18 protein-coding genes and 1 pseudogene are annotated in these 16,980 nt (G+C 65.6%); 13 read left to right on the top strand and 6 right to left on the bottom strand.

All coding sequences use genetic code 11. The features are described 5' to 3' along the window. Positions 1 to 24 precede the first annotated feature (24 nt). Entirely contained in the window at positions 25 to 1,032 is a 1,008-nt protein-coding gene (locus ACFJI2_RS20100; protein ID WP_377701582.1) for a S49 family peptidase, read from the top strand. 157 nt (positions 1,033 to 1,189) lie between these two features. Here ACFJI2_RS20100 and ACFJI2_RS20095 read toward each other — a convergent pair whose 3' ends face one another. Continuing rightward, positions 1,190 to 1,468 (bottom strand): hypothetical protein, encoded by a 279-nt coding sequence (locus tag ACFJI2_RS20095; protein WP_049813908.1) that lies wholly within the window; start codon positions 1,466 to 1,468, stop codon positions 1,190 to 1,192. A gap of 119 nt (positions 1,469 to 1,587) precedes the next feature. Here ACFJI2_RS20095 and ACFJI2_RS20090 point away from each other — a divergent pair, with 119 nt between their 5' ends. The 8 genes and pseudogenes from ACFJI2_RS20090 to motD all read left to right on the top strand — a co-directional run bounded on the left by ACFJI2_RS20090 (position 1,588) and on the right by motD (position 10,386). Further along, entirely contained in the window at positions 1,588 to 2,304 is a 717-nt protein-coding gene (locus tag ACFJI2_RS20090; protein WP_377701581.1) for a pseudouridine synthase, read from the top strand. A gap of 146 nt (positions 2,305 to 2,450) precedes the next feature. Further along, positions 2,451 to 3,662: a flagellar biosynthesis protein FlhB gene (flhB, locus tag ACFJI2_RS20085; RefSeq protein ID WP_377701579.1), complete on the top strand. Its 1,212-nt coding sequence runs from the start codon at positions 2,451 to 2,453 to the stop codon at positions 3,660 to 3,662. After that, on the top strand, positions 3,659 to 5,800 hold the full coding sequence (flhA, locus tag ACFJI2_RS20080) for a flagellar biosynthesis protein FlhA (RefSeq protein ID WP_377701578.1): 2,142 nt from the start codon (positions 3,659 to 3,661) through the stop codon (positions 5,798 to 5,800). The genes flhB and flhA overlap by 4 nt, the downstream gene beginning before the upstream one ends. Positions 5,801 to 5,928: 128 nt before the next feature. After that, positions 5,929 to 7,323, top strand: a complete 1,395-nt coding sequence (gene flhF / locus ACFJI2_RS20075; RefSeq protein WP_377701577.1) for a flagellar biosynthesis protein FlhF — start codon at positions 5,929 to 5,931, stop codon at positions 7,321 to 7,323. Beyond that, positions 7,316 to 8,140 carry an antiactivator of flagellar biosynthesis FleN protein gene (locus ACFJI2_RS20070; RefSeq protein WP_025595520.1) on the top strand — a complete coding sequence of 275 codons (825 nt, stop codon included), beginning with the start codon at positions 7,316 to 7,318 and terminating at the stop codon, positions 8,138 to 8,140. Before flhF ends, ACFJI2_RS20070 begins: the two co-directional genes overlap by 8 nt. 16 nt (positions 8,141 to 8,156) lie before the next feature. Continuing rightward, entirely contained in the window at positions 8,157 to 8,888 is a 732-nt protein-coding gene (locus tag ACFJI2_RS20065; RefSeq protein WP_025595522.1) for an RNA polymerase sigma factor FliA, read from the top strand. Next, positions 8,870 to 9,619, top strand: coding sequence for a flagellar motor protein (locus ACFJI2_RS20060; RefSeq protein WP_025595523.1), 750 nt, complete (start codon positions 8,870 to 8,872; stop codon positions 9,617 to 9,619). Before ACFJI2_RS20065 ends, ACFJI2_RS20060 begins: the two co-directional genes overlap by 19 nt. Position 9,620: 1 nt before the next feature. Continuing rightward, positions 9,621 to 10,386 (top strand): annotated as a pseudogene (gene motD, locus ACFJI2_RS20055) (flagellar motor protein MotD). A gap of 83 nt (positions 10,387 to 10,469) precedes the next feature. On the opposite strand, the gene ACFJI2_RS20050 reads toward motD, so the two are convergent. The 5 genes from ACFJI2_RS20050 to ACFJI2_RS20030 all read right to left on the bottom strand — a co-directional run bounded on the left by ACFJI2_RS20050 (position 10,470) and on the right by ACFJI2_RS20030 (position 13,707). Next, positions 10,470 to 12,071 (bottom strand): hypothetical protein, encoded by a 1,602-nt coding sequence (locus tag ACFJI2_RS20050; RefSeq protein ID WP_377701575.1) that lies wholly within the window; start codon positions 12,069 to 12,071, stop codon positions 10,470 to 10,472. A 72-nt stretch (positions 12,072 to 12,143) separates the two neighbouring features. Next, positions 12,144 to 12,608, bottom strand: a complete 465-nt coding sequence (locus ACFJI2_RS20045; protein WP_377701574.1) for a flagella synthesis protein FlgN — start codon at positions 12,606 to 12,608, stop codon at positions 12,144 to 12,146. Between the two features lie 7 nt (positions 12,609 to 12,615). After that, positions 12,616 to 12,921, bottom strand: a complete 306-nt coding sequence (gene flgM, locus ACFJI2_RS20040; protein WP_025595528.1) for a flagellar biosynthesis anti-sigma factor FlgM — start codon at positions 12,919 to 12,921, stop codon at positions 12,616 to 12,618. Positions 12,922 to 13,003: 82 nt separating this feature from the next. After that, on the bottom strand, positions 13,004 to 13,480 hold the full coding sequence (flgA, locus tag ACFJI2_RS20035; protein ID WP_377701573.1) for a flagellar basal body P-ring formation chaperone FlgA: 477 nt from the start codon (positions 13,478 to 13,480) through the stop codon (positions 13,004 to 13,006). Continuing rightward, positions 13,390 to 13,707, bottom strand: a complete 318-nt coding sequence (locus tag ACFJI2_RS20030; RefSeq protein ID WP_377701572.1) for a hypothetical protein — start codon at positions 13,705 to 13,707, stop codon at positions 13,390 to 13,392. The genes flgA and ACFJI2_RS20030 overlap by 91 nt, the downstream gene beginning before the upstream one ends. 154 nt (positions 13,708 to 13,861) lie before the next feature. Between ACFJI2_RS20030 and flgB the strand changes: the two genes are divergently transcribed. Genes flgB through ACFJI2_RS20010 form a run of 4 tightly spaced genes read left to right on the top strand, consistent with a single transcriptional unit; the run spans position 13,862 to position 16,978 of the window. Next, positions 13,862 to 14,275 (top strand): flagellar basal body rod protein FlgB, encoded by a 414-nt coding sequence (gene flgB / locus ACFJI2_RS20025; protein WP_107872734.1) that lies wholly within the window; start codon positions 13,862 to 13,864, stop codon positions 14,273 to 14,275. A gap of 2 nt (positions 14,276 to 14,277) precedes the next feature. Next, positions 14,278 to 14,685 (top strand): flagellar basal body rod protein FlgC, encoded by a 408-nt coding sequence (gene flgC / locus ACFJI2_RS20020; RefSeq protein ID WP_025595533.1) that lies wholly within the window; start codon positions 14,278 to 14,280, stop codon positions 14,683 to 14,685. Between the two features lie 23 nt (positions 14,686 to 14,708). Beyond that, positions 14,709 to 15,389 (top strand): flagellar hook assembly protein FlgD, encoded by a 681-nt coding sequence (locus tag ACFJI2_RS20015; protein WP_377701570.1) that lies wholly within the window; start codon positions 14,709 to 14,711, stop codon positions 15,387 to 15,389. 44 nt (positions 15,390 to 15,433) lie between these two features. Further along, the gene (locus ACFJI2_RS20010) at positions 15,434 to 16,978 is read left to right on the top strand and encodes a flagellar hook protein FlgE (RefSeq protein ID WP_377701569.1); all 1,545 of its coding nucleotides are present in this window, start codon (positions 15,434 to 15,436) and stop codon (positions 16,976 to 16,978) included. The last annotated feature ends 2 nt before the right edge of the window (positions 16,979 to 16,980 follow it).

Here is a 16,980-nt window from a genome sequence, read left to right as displayed (position 1 = left end):
GCCCCCATCCCGAGTTAAGATTCCATGAGCGACAATACAAGCGACACCAATAACAGCGGCGCGCCCGCAACCCCGGCCCCCTCCGTGGCCGGCTTGAACTGGGAACGCGAGGTGCTGGAGAAGCTGGTGCTGTCCACCGTGCGGGAACGCCGCGCCAACCGGCGCTGGAGCATCTTCTTCAAACTGATGACGTTAGTGCTTATATTTGTCGCGATCGCCGCTTATTTCGACTTTACCTTCCCCGGCAGCGACTCCGAAACGCTGGGCCGCCACACGGCCCTGATCGAGATTGAAGGCGATATCGAGACCGAAGGCAGCGGCTCGGCGGCGGTCGTCATTCCCGCGCTGAACAAGGCTTTTTCCGACCACGGCTCGGTGGCGGTGGTGCTGCACATTAACAGCCCGGGCGGCAGCCCGGTGCAGGCCGGCATGATCGTCGACGAGATCCGCCGCCTGCGCAAAGGTTATCCGGCCAAGCCGCTGTATGTGGTGGTCAATGAAATCTGCGCCTCGGGCGGCTATTATATTGCCGCCGCCGGCGACAAGATCTATGTCAACAAGGCCAGCATCGTCGGCTCCATCGGCGTGCTGATGGACGGCTTCGGCTTCAACGGCATCATGAACAAGGTCGGGGTGGAGCGCCGCTTGCTGACGGCGGGCGCGGACAAGGGGTTTATGGACCCGTTCACGCCGCTGAGCGAGAAGCACCGCGCGCACGCGCAGACCATGCTCAACGAGATCCATGCCCAGTTCATCGATGTGGTGCGCACCGGGCGCGGCAAGCGCCTGAAGGAAACACCGGAAACGTTCTCCGGCCTGTTCTGGACCGGCGCGCGCGCCATCGACATGGGCCTGGCGGACGGCCTGGGCACGGTGGACACCGTGGCGCGCGATGTCATCCACGCCGAAGACATTGTCGACTACACCCAGCATGAAGGCTTGCCGGAGCGCGTGCTGAAGAAATTCGGCGCCGCCATGGGGGCAGGCGCCATGAAGGCAGCCGTGCACAGCGCCGCGCCGGCCGTGCGCTAAGTGCGTCCGCGCACAGTACAACATTGACAATACTGCTTGATTTCTACTTGTATTCTTTACGAGGTGGGCTATATTGGTGTTGTAGTTCTTTCCTAGGGAGGCCGCATAAACAGCTTAACTCGTTGTCTGCACAAGTTTGCCGTAAGTCAGAAACGAACTACTCAACCGCATCGCTGATGCGGACCCGAGAGAATTTCAATTCCTCGCATTGAGTCCCGTAACGGGACATGAGAACGGCGGCGTCATTGCCGCTGTTTTCATTTCTGAATCCGCCGTCCGCCAGCCAGTCCATGAAGTGCTGCTGGGCAGCCGCGTGCCAGTCGGCCTGCGGCATTGCGGCCGGGGCCATGCCGGCCGCGTCCAGCCGCCAGCGTTCCACGCCGAGGCGCGTGGCGTGCGCCGCCAAGTGGCGGCTTGCCGATTTCTGCGAGCTCATCTTGCATCCTTTCCGACAGCACTAGGGAAATTCCTACAGTGGAGCCAGTGTAGCCGAGCAAAATGCGCGGGCTTTGATCTGCGTCAAGCTGTGTTTGAAATCTGGTAAAGTCTCGCCCTATGAGCAAATTATCCTTAGACCGCATCCTGCAATCCCAGGGTTTCGGCACGCGCAAATACTGCCGCGCCCTGATCGAAGACGGCGAAGTCAGCATCGCCGGCGAAGTCCACGACAACTATAAAGCCAGCATCGAGACCGATGGCCTGGTGCTGACCATTTTCGACGAAGAGTGGGTGTACCGCGAACACCTGTACATCGCGCTGAACAAGCCGGCCAACTACGAGTGCTCGCGCAAGCCCAGCCACCATCCCGGCGTGCTGACCCTGCTGCCCGAACAGTTCAGCTGGCGTGAGGTGCAACCGGTCGGCCGGCTCGATCACGACACCACCGGCATGCTGCTGATGTCCGACGATGGCCCCTTTATCCATGCACAATCGTCGCCGAAGCGGCACGTTCCCAAAGTCTACCAGGCCACCACGCAAGAGCCGGTGACGCCGGAACTGGTGGCCCAGCTGCTGGCCGGCGTGCAGCTGCACGATGAACCGGCACCGCTCGCGGCCCTGGTGTGCGAGCAGCGCGGCGAGCACCAGCTGGAAATCGTGCTGGAGCAGGGCAAGTACCACCAGGTCAAGCGCATGCTGGCGGCCGCCGGCAACCACTGCAGCGCGCTGCACCGCTCCGCTATCGGCCAGCTCCAGCTGGCGTCCCTCGGCCTGGAAGAGGGCGAATGGTGCTACCTGTCGCCCGAACAGCTGGCGCTGCTGGCCCCTGCCTGACCCTGCCTGACCCTTTCCGACCCCGATTTTTCCCCACAGTAATATCAAATAGCCGGGCTTTTGCCGCCTTCCTCCATGGATGGCGGCGGCAGGCGCGCAGCGATAATTGCTCCTGATATCACGGCAATTGCGGGCGGGAGCGCGGCATGGCAGAAGAAAGCGAAAGCGAAAAGACAGAACCGGCGTCACAGAAGCGCCTCGAGCAGGCGCGTGAAGAAGGCGACGTTCCCCGATCGCGTGAAGTCGCCACGTTCACCGTGCTGATGACGTCCGGCGCCATGCTGTGGATGTTCGGCTCCAGCCTGGTGCGCGACCTGTCCTCGGCCATGGTGTCCGGCCTGGCGCTGAGCAAGGAACAGATCTACAACTCCGATGTGCTGCTGGCCCGGGTCGGCGTGGACGTGGGCCGCGTGCTGCTGGCCTGCTTGCCGCTGGGCGTGGCCGTCATGGTGGTGGCGCTGATCTCGCCGCTGCTGGTGGGCGGCTGGCTGTTCAGCGGCAAGGCCATCACCCCCAACCTGATGAAACTCAATCCCATGCGCGGCCTGGGCAATATGGTGTCGACCAATGCGCTGGTGGAGCTGGTCAAGGCCATCGCCAAGACCATTGTGGTCGGCTTCGTGGCCTACCTGGTGGTCATGAAGCAGAAAGACGCCGTGATCGGCCTGGCCATGGAACCGTTCAAGCTGGGCAGCGCCCACATGCTGGACATGCTGGGCATGAGCTTTTTGTTCATCGTTGGCGCGCTGGGACTGATCGCCGCCATCGATGCGCCGTACCAGATGTGGCACTACGCTAACAAGCTGAAGATGACGCGCCAGGAAATGATCCAGGAATCGAAGGAATCCGACGGCAATCCGCAGATCAAGGGCAAGATCCGCCAGCTGCAGCGTGAGATGGCCAAGCGCCGCATGATGGCCGACGTGCCGACCGCCGACGTGGTGGTGACCAACCCGACCCACTACGCGGTGGCGCTGAAGTACACCGAAGGCTCGGGCGCGCCCAAAGTGGTGGCCAAGGGCACCGACGAGGTGGCGGCCAAGATCCGCGAACTGGCGCGCGAGCACAAGGTGGCCATCCTGGAAGCGCCGGCGCTGGCGCGTGCGCTGTACAAGCACAGCGACATCGGCGACGAGATCCCGCAGCGCCTGTACGCGGCCGTGGCCGAAGTGCTGGCCTATGTGTTCCAGCTGCGCGCCTTCAAGCCGGGCGGCCGCTACCCCGACCGTCCAAGCAAGCTGGACGTGCCGAACGACATGGACCCGAACCACCCGGACTACGAAGCGGCCAAGCTGGCCAAGCAGCAAGCCTTGCAGAACAAAACCGATAACAAAACGGATAACGGAGCACAGCAATGAACAGCATCAGACTGCCAGAATGGATGAGCCGCACCTTCGGCGGCATGAGCAGCGCCGGCAGCAAGAGCCTGGCCGCGCCGGTGCTGATCATCATGCTGCTGGCGATGATGGTGTTGCCGCTGCCGGCCTTCGTGCTGGACCTGTTCTTCAGCTTCAACATCGCGCTGTCCATCATCGTGCTGCTGACCGCGCTGTACACCGTCAAGCCGCTGGACTTCATGGCCTTCCCGACCGTGCTGCTGGTGTCCACCATGCTGCGCCTGGCGCTGAACGTGGCGTCCACCCGCGTGGTGCTGACCGAAGGCCACACCGGCGCGGCGGCGGCCGGCAAGGTGATCGAAGCCTTCGGCCACTTCCTGATCGGCGGCAACTACACGGTCGGTATCGTCGTGTTCATTATTTTGACCATCATCAACTTCACCGTCGTCACCAAGGGTGCCGGCCGTATCGCCGAAGTGGGCGCGCGCTTCGCCCTGGACGCGATGCCGGGCAAGCAGATGGCCATCGACGCCGACCTGAACGCCGGCCTGATCGGCGAAGCGGAAGCGCGCAAGCGCCGCAGCGAAGTGTCGATGGAAGCCGAGTTCTACGGCGCCATGGACGGTGCCTCCAAGTACGTGCGCGGCGACGCCATCGCCGGCATCCTGGTCACGGTGATCAACATCGTCGGCGGCCTGCTGGTCGGCCTGATCCAGCACGACCTGGCTTTCGGCGAAGCGCTCAAGACCTACACCCTGCTGGCCATTGGTGACGGCCTGGTGGCGCAGATCCCGTCACTGGTGATCTCGATCGCAGCCGGTATCGTCGTCTCGCGCGTGGCCAGCGAGCAGGACATCGGCACCCAGGTGATCGGCCAGCTGTTCGCCAAGCCGCAAGTGCTCTACATTACCGCCGCCATCATCGGCGGCATGGGCCTGATTCCCGGCATGCCCAACCTGGTGTTCCTGCTGCTGGCGGGCGTGCTGGGCGGCGCCGGCTATCTGATGGACAAGCGCGCCAAGGAACGCGCCGGCGGCGGGGGCGGGGCGCCCGGCACGCCGGCCGCCGAAGCGGCCGCGGCCGCGGCGGCGGCGGCAGCGCCCGCGCCCGAGCAGGAAGAAGCCAGCTGGCAAGACATCCTGCCGGTCGACACGCTGGGCCTGGAAGTGGGCTACCGCCTGATCCCGTTGGTCGACAAGACCCAAGGCGGCGAGCTGCTCAAGCGCATCAAGGGCATCCGCAAGAAGTTCGCGCAGGAAGTGGGCTTCCTGGCGCCGCCGGTGCACATCCGCGACAACCTGGAACTGAAGCCGTCCGCCTACCGCATCGCGCTCAAGGGCGTGGAAGTGGGCGCGGGCGAAGCGTTCAACGGCCAGTTCCTGGCCATCAACCCTGGCATGGCCAGCGGCACCTTGCCCGGCCTGGTGACCGAAGATCCGGCCTTCGGCCTGCCCGCCATCTGGATCGACGCCAGCCTGCGCGACCAGGCGCAGACCATGGGTTACACCGTGGTCGATGCCGGCACCGTGGTCGCCACCCACCTGAACCACCTGATCACCACGCACGCGTCCGAGCTGCTGGGTCGTGCCGAAGTGCAGGCGCTGCTGGACCACCTGGGCAAGGAATCGCCCAAGCTGGTGGAAGACCTGGTGCCGAAGATGCTGTCGCTGTCGACCCTGCAGAAGGTGCTGCAGAACTTGCTGTCCGAAGGCGTGCACATCCGCGACATGCGCTCGATTATCGAAACCCTGGCCGAGCACACCGTGCACACGCAGGACCCGAACGAGCTGACCGCGCTGGTGCGCATCTCGCTGGGCCGCGCCATCGTGCAGCAGCTGTTCCCGACCGGCGGCGAGCTGTCGGTGATGACCCTGGACAACCGCCTGGAACGCCTGCTGATGCAGGCGCTGGCCGCCAGCGGCCCGGACGGCGCCGGCATCGAGCCCGGCCTGGCCGACACCATCGCCCAGCAGGCGCAGGCCGCCGCCGCGCAGCAGGAAGCGCTGGGGCTGACGCCGGTGCTGCTGGTGCCCGGCCCGCTGCGCACCTTGCTGTCGCGCTTCCTGCGCCGCGCGCTGCCGCAACTGAAGGTACTGTCGCACGCCGAGATCCCGGAAACCAAGACCATCCGCGTCACCGCCCTGGTCGGCGCGCAGTAAAGAATAAGGGGCGGTTTTCGCCCCTGTTCCCCCGATCGTTTCTCCTGTGCACCAGTAATAATGCAAGCATGAGAGTGAGCCGCGTCCGACTTGAAGTCGCGGCACTCGTGTAACAGGGGAAACCGGTCATGAACGTCAAAAAATTTACTGCACCTACATCGCGCGAAGCGCTGCGCAAAGTACGCGAGGCCCTGGGGCCGGATGCGGTGATCTTGTCGAACCGTCCTACCGATGGCGAAGTGGAAATCCTGGCCCTCGCCAACGACGACGCCGCTTCGCTGGCGCTGCCATCCCCGGACTCGCCGATGGCGCGTCCCGAACCCTACCTGGATTTGCCCGAGACGCCGTCCTACCTGGCGCCGCTGGCGCCGGCCGCCGCCATCGCGCCCGCGCCTGCGGCGCGCCCCGCACCGCGCATGGCGGCACCGGCGCCGCGCATCCCCGTGCCGGCACCTGCCCCGGCGCCCGCGCCGTCGCTGGACATGGAGCGCATCAGCGCCCTGGTGGCCGACGCCGTCAACAGCGCCAAGGCCAACGCGGCCGCCGAGATGAGCGGCATGATGAACGAGATCCGCGCCATGCGCGGCATGATGGAAACCCAGCTGGCCGAGCTGTCCTGGGGTTCGACCCAGCAGCGCGAGCCGCAAAAGGCCGCCGTGCTGCGCGAACTGCTGGCGGCCGGCTTTTCGGCCAGCCTGGCGCGCTACCTGATCGACAAGCTGCCGGCCAGCCGCGACGCCGCCGACAGCCTGCGCTGGATTAAAACCGTGCTGACCCGCAACCTGTCGGCCATCGCCAACGAGGACGCGCTGATCGAGCAGGGCGGCGTGTTCGCCCTGGTCGGCCCCACCGGCGTCGGCAAGACCACCAGCACCGCCAAGCTGGCCGCGCGCTGCGTGATGCGCCACGGCCCGGACAAGCTGGCGCTGATCACCACCGACGCCTACCGTATCGGCGCCCACGAACAGCTGCGCATCTACGGCAAGATCCTGGGCGTGATGGTGCACTCGGTGAAGGACGAGGCCGACCTGCGCATCGCGCTGAAAGAACTGAAGAACAAGCATACCGTGCTGATCGACACCGTCGGCGTGAGCCAGCGCGACCACATGGTGGCCGAGCAGGTGGCCATGCTGCAAGGCACGGATGCCAACGTCAAGCGCCTGCTGTGCCTGAACGCCACCTCCACCCAGGAAACCCTGAACGAAGTGGTGCGCGCCTACCAGGGCAGCGGCCTGGCCGGCTGCATCATGACCAAGCTGGACGAAGCCGCATCCCTTGGCAACGTGCTGGACGTGGTGATCCGCCAGAAACTGAACATGTTCTACGTGTCCAGCGGCCAGCGGGTGCCGGAGGACCTGCACCTGGCCGACCCCGCCGCCCTGATCGAGCGCGCCTTCCGCCTCAAGCCGGGCAGCGCCGCCAGCCAGTACGCCGACAGCGAACTGCCGCTGGTGATGGCCGCCGCCGGCCATGCGGCCAACGCAGCCAATGATTTCGCGCTGCGCGAGGTGCGCCTTGGCTAACTTCGATTTCGACCAGGCCGAAGGCCTGCGCCGCATGCTGGCTGGCCCGCAGCCGCGCATCGTCACCTTCCTCTCCGCCACCCCGCAGGACGACAAGGGTTCCATGCTGGTCAACCTGGGCGCCTCGCTGGCGCGCGCCGGCAACGACGTGCTGCTGGTGGATGCCTGCGCCAGCGCGCACGGCGTGGCCTCGCGCCTCGGTGTGGATGACGGCGCCAGCCTGCTGGACGTGGCGCGCCAGGAGTGCGGCCTGAACCAGGTGATCCACCAGGTGCCGCAAGGCTTCGGTGTGGTATCCATGACACGCGGCGTGGCCCGCTCCGGCCCGGACGAGACGCGCCGCCTGGCCAAGGCCTTCGACGTGCTGGCCAAGCAGACCGGCCTGGTGATCGTGGACGGCGAGTTCGACGGCGAGGCATTCCCGGTGCCGGTGATGGCCAGTTCCGACATCGTGGTGCAGGTCTCGAACAGCGCCACCTCGATCAAAAACGCCTACAGCATGATCAAGCGCCTGAACCACGAACTGGGCCGCCGGCCCTTCGGCATCGTGGTAACGGGCGCATCCGAGGCCGAAGCAAAGGTGGTTTACGATAATATGGCGCAAGCGGCGAGCCGATACCTGGCCGTGACCCTGGTTTCCATGGGTTCGGTGCCGGCCGACGAGTACCTGCAGCGCGCGGCGCGCCTTGGGCGCGCGGTGGTCGATGCGTTTCCGCTGGCCGGTGCATCGGTCGCGTTCCGGCAACTGGCAGGCCGTTTGGCGCTGGCCGGTGCGCCTCAATTCCGTACGGGGAGTAGCAACCATTTTAGCGTCTGAGAAAAACTAGAACGATATGTACACGGCCAAAGGGAAAGCGGACAAGAACTCGCTGCTGACGGAGCACATGCCGCTGGTGAAGCGGCTGGCCCACCATATGAAGGCCAAATTACCACCCAGCGTAGAGGTGGACGACCTGGTCCAGGCCGGCATGATAGGCTTGCTCGATGCTATCAACCGCTACGAAGAAACCCACGGCGCCCAGTTTGAAACCTATGCGGTGATGCGCATTCGCGGCGCCATGCTCGACGAGCTGCGCAACAGCGACTGGATGCCGCGCAGCATGCGCCAGGACATGCGCAAGATCGAAACCGCCATGGCCACGCTGCAGCAGCGCCTGGGCCGCCCGCCGAGCGAATCGGAAGTGGCCAAGTCGCTCAAGCTGTCGCTGGCCGACTACCAGGAAATGCTGTCCGAAGGCGGCGGCCACCAGCTGATCTACTACGAAGACTTCCGCGACGACGAGGGCGGCGAAAGCTTTCTCGACCGCTTCCACAGCGACGAGGACGCCGACCCGCTGCGCGCGCTGCTCGACACCGATTTCCGCCAGGCCGTGATCGACGCCATCGACGCGCTGCCGCCGCGCGAGAAGATGCTGATGGGCTTGTACTACGAAGAAGAATTGAACTTGAAGGAAATCGGCGCCGTCATGGGCGTCTCCGAATCACGCGTATCGCAGCTGCATACGCAAGCGGTAGCGCGGCTGCGCGCCTCGTTACGGGAGCAGGCATGGACTGGGCCAGCATAGCAGGACTGATACTGGGCGTGGCCGGCGTGCTGATCGGCCAGGGCCTCGAAGGCGGCAAGCTGAGCTCGCTGCTCCAGCCGGCCGCGTTCGCCATTGTGGTGATCGGCACCCTGGGCGCGGTGCTGCTGCAGACCAGGCCGGCCACCTTCGTGCGCGGCCTGCGCATGGCGCGCTGGATCGTGGCGCCGCCGCCGGACAGCCGCATCACGCTGGCGCGCGAGATCGGCGCCTGGAACGCCACCGCCAAGCGCGACGGCATGCTGGCGCTGGAGCGCCACATGCTGGCCTCGAAGGACAAGTTCAACGTCAAGGGCCTGCGCCTGATCGTCGACGGCATCAATCCCGACAAGCTGCGCAACCTGCTCGACACCGAGATCAGCGCCTACGAGGCGGCCGAGCGGCAAGCGGTGCGCATCTGGGAGTCGGCGGCCGGCTACTCGCCCACGATCGGCATCCTGGGCGCCGTGCTGGGCCTGATCCAGGTGATGGAAAACCTGGCCGACCCGGCCAAGCTGGGCTCGGGCATCGCCATCGCCTTCGTCTCCACGATTTACGGCGTGGGCCTGGCCAACCTGGTGTTCTACCCGATCGCCAACAAGCTCAAGAACATCGTCACGCAGCACGTGCACCAGCAGGAGATCGCCGCCGCCGTGTTCTACGACATCGCCACGGGCGACCACAGCCGCGTGATCGACGAACGCATCGCCACCCTGCTGCGCGAGTACCACTGACATGCAGCGCCGCGCCCGCAGGAAGTTCGACGACGAGCCGGAAAACCACGAGCGCTGGCTGATCTCCTACGCCGACTTCATCACCCTGCTGTTCGCCTTCTTCGTGGTGATGTACTCGATCGCCGCCGTCAACACCGGCAAGTACAAGATCTTCTCGGACGCGCTGGGCGACGCCTTCGGCGGCCAGGGCTCGGCCAAGCCCATCAACACGCAAGTGCAGAACCTGCCCCATCCCCAATCCCGCGCTGCGCCGGCGCACCGAGCTGTTGCGCAAGGAAAAGGAGCAGATGACCAAGCTGGCGCAGGACCTGCTGTCGACGCTGGCGCCGCTGGTCAAAGAGGGCAAGGTGCGGGTCACGCAGAACAGCCGCGGCGTGAGCGTGGAAATCAACGCCAGCGTGCTGTTCGACCCCGGGGCGGCCGTGCTGACGGCCAGCTCGCGCGAAGCCTTGCGGGCGGTGGCCGTGCTGCTGAAAGAAGACCCGCATGCCGTGCAAGTCGAAGGCCACACCGACAACCAGCCCATCCGCAACAACAACTTCCCCTCCAACTGGGAGCTCTCCGCCTCGCGCGCCGGCGCCGTGGTGCGCCTGTTCATCGACGCCGGCGTCGCCCCGGCGCGGCTGACGGCAGTCGGCCACGCCGACAACTACCCCGTTGCCCCGAACGACCAGCCCGAAGGCCGCGCCCGCAACCGCCGCGTCGCCGTCACCATCCTCTCCGGCATCCCCGACCCCGCCACCGAAGTCCCCACCACCCCCCCTTGAAAATGGGGTCAGGGTTAATTATCCGAGCAACTATTTCCTGAAAAATGGGGCCAGGGTTAATTTTTCGGGAAACTATTTCCCAATTAATTAACCCTGACCCCATTTTTTTTGCGGCGGCGCCAGTGCCAGCCGAAGCCTGCGCCGGCTATGCCGAGCAGCAGGCCGCTGATGGGGGCCGGTATCGGCAGACTGGTTTCGGCGGCCGCCGCCGTGCCTTCGCGCAGCTCGGCCGGGAAGGGGCGCGGCGGGACGGGGACGATCTGCCACTGGGATTCGTCCTGCGGCGCGCGCGCCAAATATTCGTCGATGGAGAACACGGGCGCGGAGCCGAACGCGCGGCTCGATGGCACTTGCGGGATGCGCACCAGTACCAGCGCTTCCACGTCGGCCTGCAGCTGCTGCTCGTAGGCGCTCAGCGGGCGGCCGGGGGCCGGGCTGTCCAGCAGCGTCAGCAGGTCCTGGCCAAGCGCGGCGAAGGCGACGGCGGGGTAGAGCCGGGTCTGCTCTTCGGTGAAATAGTCGTAGGCCTTGCGCCCACTGGCCAGGCTGAGGTCTTTGGCGGCCTTGTAGCCGTAGGCGCCGATGGCTTTCAGGCGACTGGTCGGGCCTTGCTCGGGCACGTGCCAGCCGAGTGCCTTGAACACGTCCATGCTGATGCCGGCGCAGTTGGCGGCGGCGTGGCGGTAGCTGAATTCGTGCCGGTAGAAGCGGCGGAAGGTGGCCTGGATGCGGCTCTGGTAGGCCTGCGCGGTGCGCGCGTCGCGCAGCACGGCCACCAGCATGGTCGAGGGCCGGTAGTATTGCTGGCCGCTGTTGAGGTCCATCAGGTAGTTGTCCATCGGAACCATGGCGGCAATGATGCCTTTCTCGCTGTAGCTGTCGAGGTTGTAGAAGTTGTTGACCATCCAGTCGGCCCATTCGCCGCGCTGGCCCAGGCGGCCGGTGGCGACGGCGAAGTGGCCACCGTAGGCTTCGTCGTCGTCGCCCTGGGCGCCGTTGAGCATGATGGCCAGCACGGCTTTGCCGGCCCAGTCGCGTACGGCGCCGGGCTGGCGTTCCCAGACCAGGCGCGTGGCGTAGCTGCTGCGCGCGCCGCCGTTTTCGCGGCGCACAAAGGCGGTCAGGCTGTCGCTGGGCGAGAGCGGCTGCGGGCGCAGCGCGGCGGCGTCGATGGTGTAGTCGCGCGGCCAGATGGTGCGCGCTTCGAAGACGGGCTGGCCGGACTGCTCGCGCAGGGTGCCGCGCACGCGCACGTCGCGCTGGCGGAAGAAGTCCAGCGTGCTGGCGTCGAAGTAGGAACGGTTGGAGGCGATCTTGGGCGCCAGCCGCATGGGCAGCGGCGCTGCGCCGGCCGCGTGCAGCGCCTGGCCGGAGGGCGCCAGGCGCGCTTGCGGCACCAGTTGCGGCGCGCCCAGCCAGACCAGGTCGGGCAGTGCGGGGGCCCCGGTGCGCGATGGCTGGTGTGGCAGGGCCAGGCCTTCTTGCTGGAAGTACCACAGGGCTTGCCCGGGCGCGCAGCCGTCGCAGCGGCCGTCGCCGTAGCGGAACTGGCTGCCGTCGTAGAGGCCGAGGCGCTCGCCGTCGAGCGCGGCCGTCACCGGCACGGCTGGCGCAGGTGTGGCCGCGGCCGCTGCGGCGAGGGTCAGCGCCAGGGCGCCGGCGGCAAGGGAGGTAAATGTTTGCATGAATGCATTATGCGAGTCTCCGCATAAAATGCATCAGCGCAACTGACGAGAATCAATGATGATTGATGTGCATCAACCGGCCAGGAAGCCGCGGCGCGGCGTGGCGGAGGTGGGTTGGCCGCTGGGGCCGTAGAAATTGCCTTGGGTCTGGGGGCGCAGCGCTTGCAGCGCGCCCTGGGTGTGACTGAGGTGCTTGCTGATGAGGGTGCCGTTCACGCGGTTCAGTTCTTTGGCCTGGCGCGTCTGTTCCAGCACCTGGGTCCACAGCGGGGCGGCCGCGGCGTCGCCGCTGGCGGCCAGCCAGGCTTCCATGCCGGCTTCTTCCGCCTTGTAGCCTGCCGCGCCCAGCGCATTGTGGCGCTGGCTGGCCAGCACGGCCATGTCGTTGACCAGGGAAGATTTCCGTGGCGTCAATGCCGTCAATCCATCGATGTCCGCCGCCAGCAGTTGCTGTTGTTCCTGCTTCAACACTTCCAGCAGTTCGGTAATAACGCGCTGTTCTTCGCGCAGGCTGGACATGGGCGTGACGGAGTGCATGATTTACCTATCTTTTACGTGAGTGCAGCAGATCCTTGACTGTCTCCAGCAAGCCGTCCGCCACTTTTTCCGAGTTGACCTGGAACTGCCCATCGGCAATCGCAAGCTTGATGCGTTCTACTTTTTTCGTGTCGAACACGGCGCTGCTGCCGGCGGCGCTGCTGGCGGCCATGGCCTGGCCCTGGGCCGACAGTTTTACGCTGTCGGTGCTGATCGGGGCGGTGCTGGCCTTGTCGGCGCCGCGCGCGGTGGTGTTCGTCGCAGGCGAGGCCGGCAGGCCGGGCGTGCTCTTGACTGAGTCGTTAATTTTCACAGCAATATCCTCATCTGTTTGGGGTATAAAAACCCCGGGATCTGAGTCATTAACGGCGCCGTGACCATAAACTTTAGCGATTTCAGAACGCTACTTCCACCAATCCTCCGGCTTTCGCCACCCCGCTGACCTGCTGTCCGCCAGCGGTCCGCACCTGCACCATCTGTCCTTCGGACGCGGTGGCGACCGCGCGCGCCTCGGCCGACACGCGGAATCCGGCGCCGCCCGACACCAGCCGCACCAGTTGCCCGGCCTGGATCACCGGCTTGCTGCGCAGCGTGTCGAGCCGCATCGGCGTGCCGGCCGCCAGGGACGCGTTGCTGCTGCGGCCGACCACCTGGCTGATGTCGGTGGCTATGCCTGCTGGCAAGGTTGTCAAATCGCCCTTGACCAGCACCAGCTGGCCCGCTTCGATGGCCTGGCCCTGGGCCAGCGGCACGGCGCTGGCCACGTAGTCGGCCTGCACGGTCACATTGGCTTGAATATACACCGTCCACGCGGCAGGGGCCGCACAGCGCACGCCCACCGTGGTTTTGCCCCAGGCGCGCGCGCCGGGCATGAAAAGGTCTGCAGCTGGGGGCAGGGGGCCAGCGCCATGCGCTGGTCGATGGCGCCGACGCTGACGGCCACCGTACCGGGCAAGCCCACCGTTTGCGTCTGCAGGAACTGCTCCACGGCTTGGCGCACGGCGCCCAGGTCCTGGCGCGCCGGCGCGGCCGGCGGCTGGGCCGTGGCGTGGGCGGCGGCGCTCAGCAGTAATAAGGCGGTGATCAGTGTGCGTGTCATGGCGGTTCCCTTCGAATGTGGCCATGATAGCCGCCGCGCGCGTGGCCGAAGCGGGGAATAAGACGGCAAATCCGGGGCTGCTCCCACGATCAAGCAGCCGTGCCCGTCCGTATCATCGATCCTGTCACCAATAGAAAGTGGGCGGGAGGTTGCGATGTTAGGGAAACTGGACGAATTCATGCGCTTTAACGAGACGGCCCTGAGCCTGCGCTCGCAGCGCCAGACCGTGCTGGCGTCTAACATCGCCAACGCGGACACGCCGAACTACAAGGCCAAGGACATCGATTTCACGGCCGCGCTGACCAGTGCCATGGCCGGCGCGGCCCAGCCTTTGAAGACGACAGCGGCCAAGCATTTCCCTGTCCCCCAGCAAGGAGCTGGCACGCTGCCCGACGGCACGCCGCTGCAATACCGCGGCATCGTGCAGGGCGCGGTGGACGGCAACACGGTGGACATGGATGTGGAACGCAACCAGTTCGCCGACAACGCGCTGCGCTACGAAGCGGGCATTACGCTGATCAATTCCCAGATCAAGGGCTTGATGGCGGCGATCCAGGGAGGTCAATAATCATGTCGCTGTTTAGTATTTTCAATGTTTCCGGTTCGGCCATGAGCGCGCAGGCGCAGCGCTTGAACGTGGTGGCCAGCAACCTGGCCAATGCCGACAGCGCCACCAGCGCGAGCGGCGAGGCCTACCGTGCCAAGCAGGTGGTGTTCGAGGCGCAGCCGGCCGCCAATGGCGGCGCGTCCACCGGGGTCAAGGTGCAGCGTGTGATCGAGGATCCGTCGCCGCTCAAGCAGGTGTACGACCCCAAGCATCCGATGGCCGATGAGAAGGGCTATGTCAGCATGCCCAATGTGAACGTGGTGGACGAGATGGTCAACATGCTGTCGGCCTCGCGCTCCTACCAGACCAACGTGGAAACCATGAACGCGGCCAAGACCTTGCTGCTGAAGACGCTGACCATCGGTCAATAAACATAGAATAGAAAGAGAAATCGATGCCTACTGCCGCCACTACCGCCGCACCCGTCAGCGACGTGCTGCTGAATGCCGTCAACCCGAAAAAAGCCGCCGCCACCGACAGCGTGCAGGCCGATACCGACAAGTTCATGACGCTGCTGGTCACGCAGCTGAAAAACCAGGACCCGATGAGCCCGCTGGACAACGCGCAGATCACCAGCCAACTGGCGCAGCTGTCCACGGTGACCGGCGTGAACAAGCTGAACACCACGCTGGAGTCGCTCAAGTCGAGCTACCAGTCGGCCGAGAACGTGCAGGCGGCCGGCATGATCAACCACGGCGTGCTGTCCGAAGGCAAGAATGTCGGCTTGGCGGACGGCAAGGCCATCCTGGGCATCGACCTCGGCTCGCCGGCCGACACGGTGGACATCGTCATCAAGACCGCCGCCGGCAAGGAAGTGGCCACCATCCAGCTGGAAGACCAGCCGGCCGGCACCCTGCCCATCACCTGGGACGGCAAGCAGGCCAACGGCACCACGCTGCCCAACGGTAACTACGTGTTCAGCGTCGAAGCGCGCTCCGGCGGCAAGGTCCTGAAGGACGCCATTGGGCTGCAGTTCGGCGTGGTGGCCAGCGTGTCCACCGGCGCCGGCGGCGTCAAGCTGAACGTGCCCACGTCCGGACAGCTGAGCATGTCCGACATCAAGCAAATCCTGTAACCACTCTGTAACCACTTCGTCACCCACAACGCATAGGGGAAATCATGTTCCAACAAGGACTCAGCGGCCTGAATGCCGCAGCCAAATCGCTGGACGTCATCGGCAACAACATCGCCAACGCCAGCACCGTGGGTTTCAAGGGCTCGCAAGCGCAATTCGCCGACCTGTACGCGAACTCGCTGAACGGCGTGAGCGGCAATAACGCCGGCATCGGCGTGTCGGTGTCGCGCCTGGCGCAGCAGTTCACGCAGGGCAATATCGAAACGTCCAACAACCCGCTGGACATTTCCATTAACGGCGGCGGCTTCTTCCGCACCACTACGCCCAGCGGCGGCGTGCAGTACAGCCGCAACGGCCAGTTCCAGCTCGACAAGACCGGCACCATCATCAATGCCCAGGGCAATGCGCTGACCGGCTACCCGGTGACCAAGGACGGCGTGGTGCTGCAGGGCGCGCCCGGCCCGATCAAGATCGACACGGCCGACCTGGTGCCGGTGCAGACCACCAAGGCCAACTTCGAGCTGAACCTGGACTCGCGCAGCAAGGTGCCGGAGAAGGTGCCGTTCAACGCGCTCGACCCGCTGACCTATAACAAGCAGACTGTGCTGGACGTGTATGACAGCCTGGGCAATGCGCACGTGATGTCCACTTTCTACGTCAAGACCGACGCCAACACCTGGGACGTGTACGTGGCCAGCGACGGTGTGGAGCAGGCGGCAGCGGCCGTGGCTGCCATCGTCAACAACGACGCCACGCTGAAACCGCTGCGCGCGGACTATCAGGCTGCCGTGCTGACCGGCGACCCGGCCGCGATCGCCGCCGCCAACACCGCCTATTCGCTTGCCGCCGGCACGCTGATGGCGGCCGAGCTGGCCGGGCTGCCCAACGTCAGCCAGGCCCAGATCGACAGGCTGAATGCCGCCTTCAACGGCCCCACCGACGTCGGCGCCATAGTCGGCACCAATCCGGACAAGATCAACGAGGCGCTGGCGGCCGCGGTGTCCGCGCCCGCCAGCAAGGTGGGCACGCTGGTGTTCGACCAGAAGGGCTCGATCAGCACCACCGCCATGGCAGGGTTGACCCCGCCGCAGTCGCTGCCGATCAGCATCACCCTGCCGATTTTCCCGGATACCGGTTCCATCGAGCCGCTGGTGATTGAAACCTCGTTCACCGGCACCACCCAGTACGGCACGGCCACCAGCGAGAAGGCGTCCACGCAGGACGGCTACTCGTCCGGCCACCTGGAGCGCTTCGCGGCCGGCGCCGACGGCGTGATCCTGGGCCAGTACAGCAACGGCAAGTCGCGTCCGCTGGGCCAGATCGTGCTGGTCACCTTCGCCAACCCGGACGGACTGACCCCGCTGGGCAACAACGCCTGGGCGGAAAGCTCGGCCTCGGGCACGCCGCAGGTGGGCACGCCTGGCACCGGCGGCAACGGCCAGCTGCGCTCGGCCTCGGTGGAAACGTCGAACGTGGACCTGACGGCCGAACTGGTCAACATGATCACGGCGCAGCGCGTCTACCAGGCCAACTCGCAGACCATCAAGACCCAGGACCAGGTCCTGCAGACGCTGGTCAACCTGCGTTAATA

Origin of the sequence: Pseudoduganella sp. UC29_71, assembly GCF_042693265.1 — a bacterium.
Classification (GTDB): Bacteria; Pseudomonadota; Gammaproteobacteria; order Burkholderiales; family Burkholderiaceae_D; genus Rugamonas.
This window is presented reverse-complemented; position numbering and strand designations above follow the sequence as displayed.

Coding starts and splice junctions, on each gene's coding strand:
- ACFJI2_RS20100 (WP_377701582.1), top strand. CDS start 25: ATGAGCGACAATACAAGCGACACCAATAACAGCGGCGCGCCCGCAACC.
- ACFJI2_RS20095 (WP_049813908.1), bottom strand. CDS start 1,468: ATGAGCTCGCAGAAATCGGCAAGCCGCCACTTGGCGGCGCACGCCACG.
- ACFJI2_RS20090 (WP_377701581.1), top strand. CDS start 1,588: ATGAGCAAATTATCCTTAGACCGCATCCTGCAATCCCAGGGTTTCGGC.
- flhB (WP_377701579.1), top strand. CDS start 2,451: ATGGCAGAAGAAAGCGAAAGCGAAAAGACAGAACCGGCGTCACAGAAG.
- flhA (WP_377701578.1), top strand. CDS start 3,659: ATGAACAGCATCAGACTGCCAGAATGGATGAGCCGCACCTTCGGCGGC.
- flhF (WP_377701577.1), top strand. CDS start 5,929: ATGAACGTCAAAAAATTTACTGCACCTACATCGCGCGAAGCGCTGCGC.
- ACFJI2_RS20065 (WP_025595522.1), top strand. CDS start 8,157: ATGTACACGGCCAAAGGGAAAGCGGACAAGAACTCGCTGCTGACGGAG.
- ACFJI2_RS20060 (WP_025595523.1), top strand. CDS start 8,870: ATGGACTGGGCCAGCATAGCAGGACTGATACTGGGCGTGGCCGGCGTG.
- ACFJI2_RS20050 (WP_377701575.1), bottom strand. CDS start 12,071: ATGCAAACATTTACCTCCCTTGCCGCCGGCGCCCTGGCGCTGACCCTC.
- ACFJI2_RS20045 (WP_377701574.1), bottom strand. CDS start 12,608: ATGCACTCCGTCACGCCCATGTCCAGCCTGCGCGAAGAACAGCGCGTT.
- flgA (WP_377701573.1), bottom strand. CDS start 13,480: ATGCCCGGCGCGCGCGCCTGGGGCAAAACCACGGTGGGCGTGCGCTGT.
- ACFJI2_RS20030 (WP_377701572.1), bottom strand. CDS start 13,707: ATGACACGCACACTGATCACCGCCTTATTACTGCTGAGCGCCGCCGCC.
- flgB (WP_107872734.1), top strand. CDS start 13,862: ATGTTAGGGAAACTGGACGAATTCATGCGCTTTAACGAGACGGCCCTG.
- flgC (WP_025595533.1), top strand. CDS start 14,278: ATGTCGCTGTTTAGTATTTTCAATGTTTCCGGTTCGGCCATGAGCGCG.
- ACFJI2_RS20015 (WP_377701570.1), top strand. CDS start 14,709: ATGCCTACTGCCGCCACTACCGCCGCACCCGTCAGCGACGTGCTGCTG.
- ACFJI2_RS20010 (WP_377701569.1), top strand. CDS start 15,434: ATGTTCCAACAAGGACTCAGCGGCCTGAATGCCGCAGCCAAATCGCTG.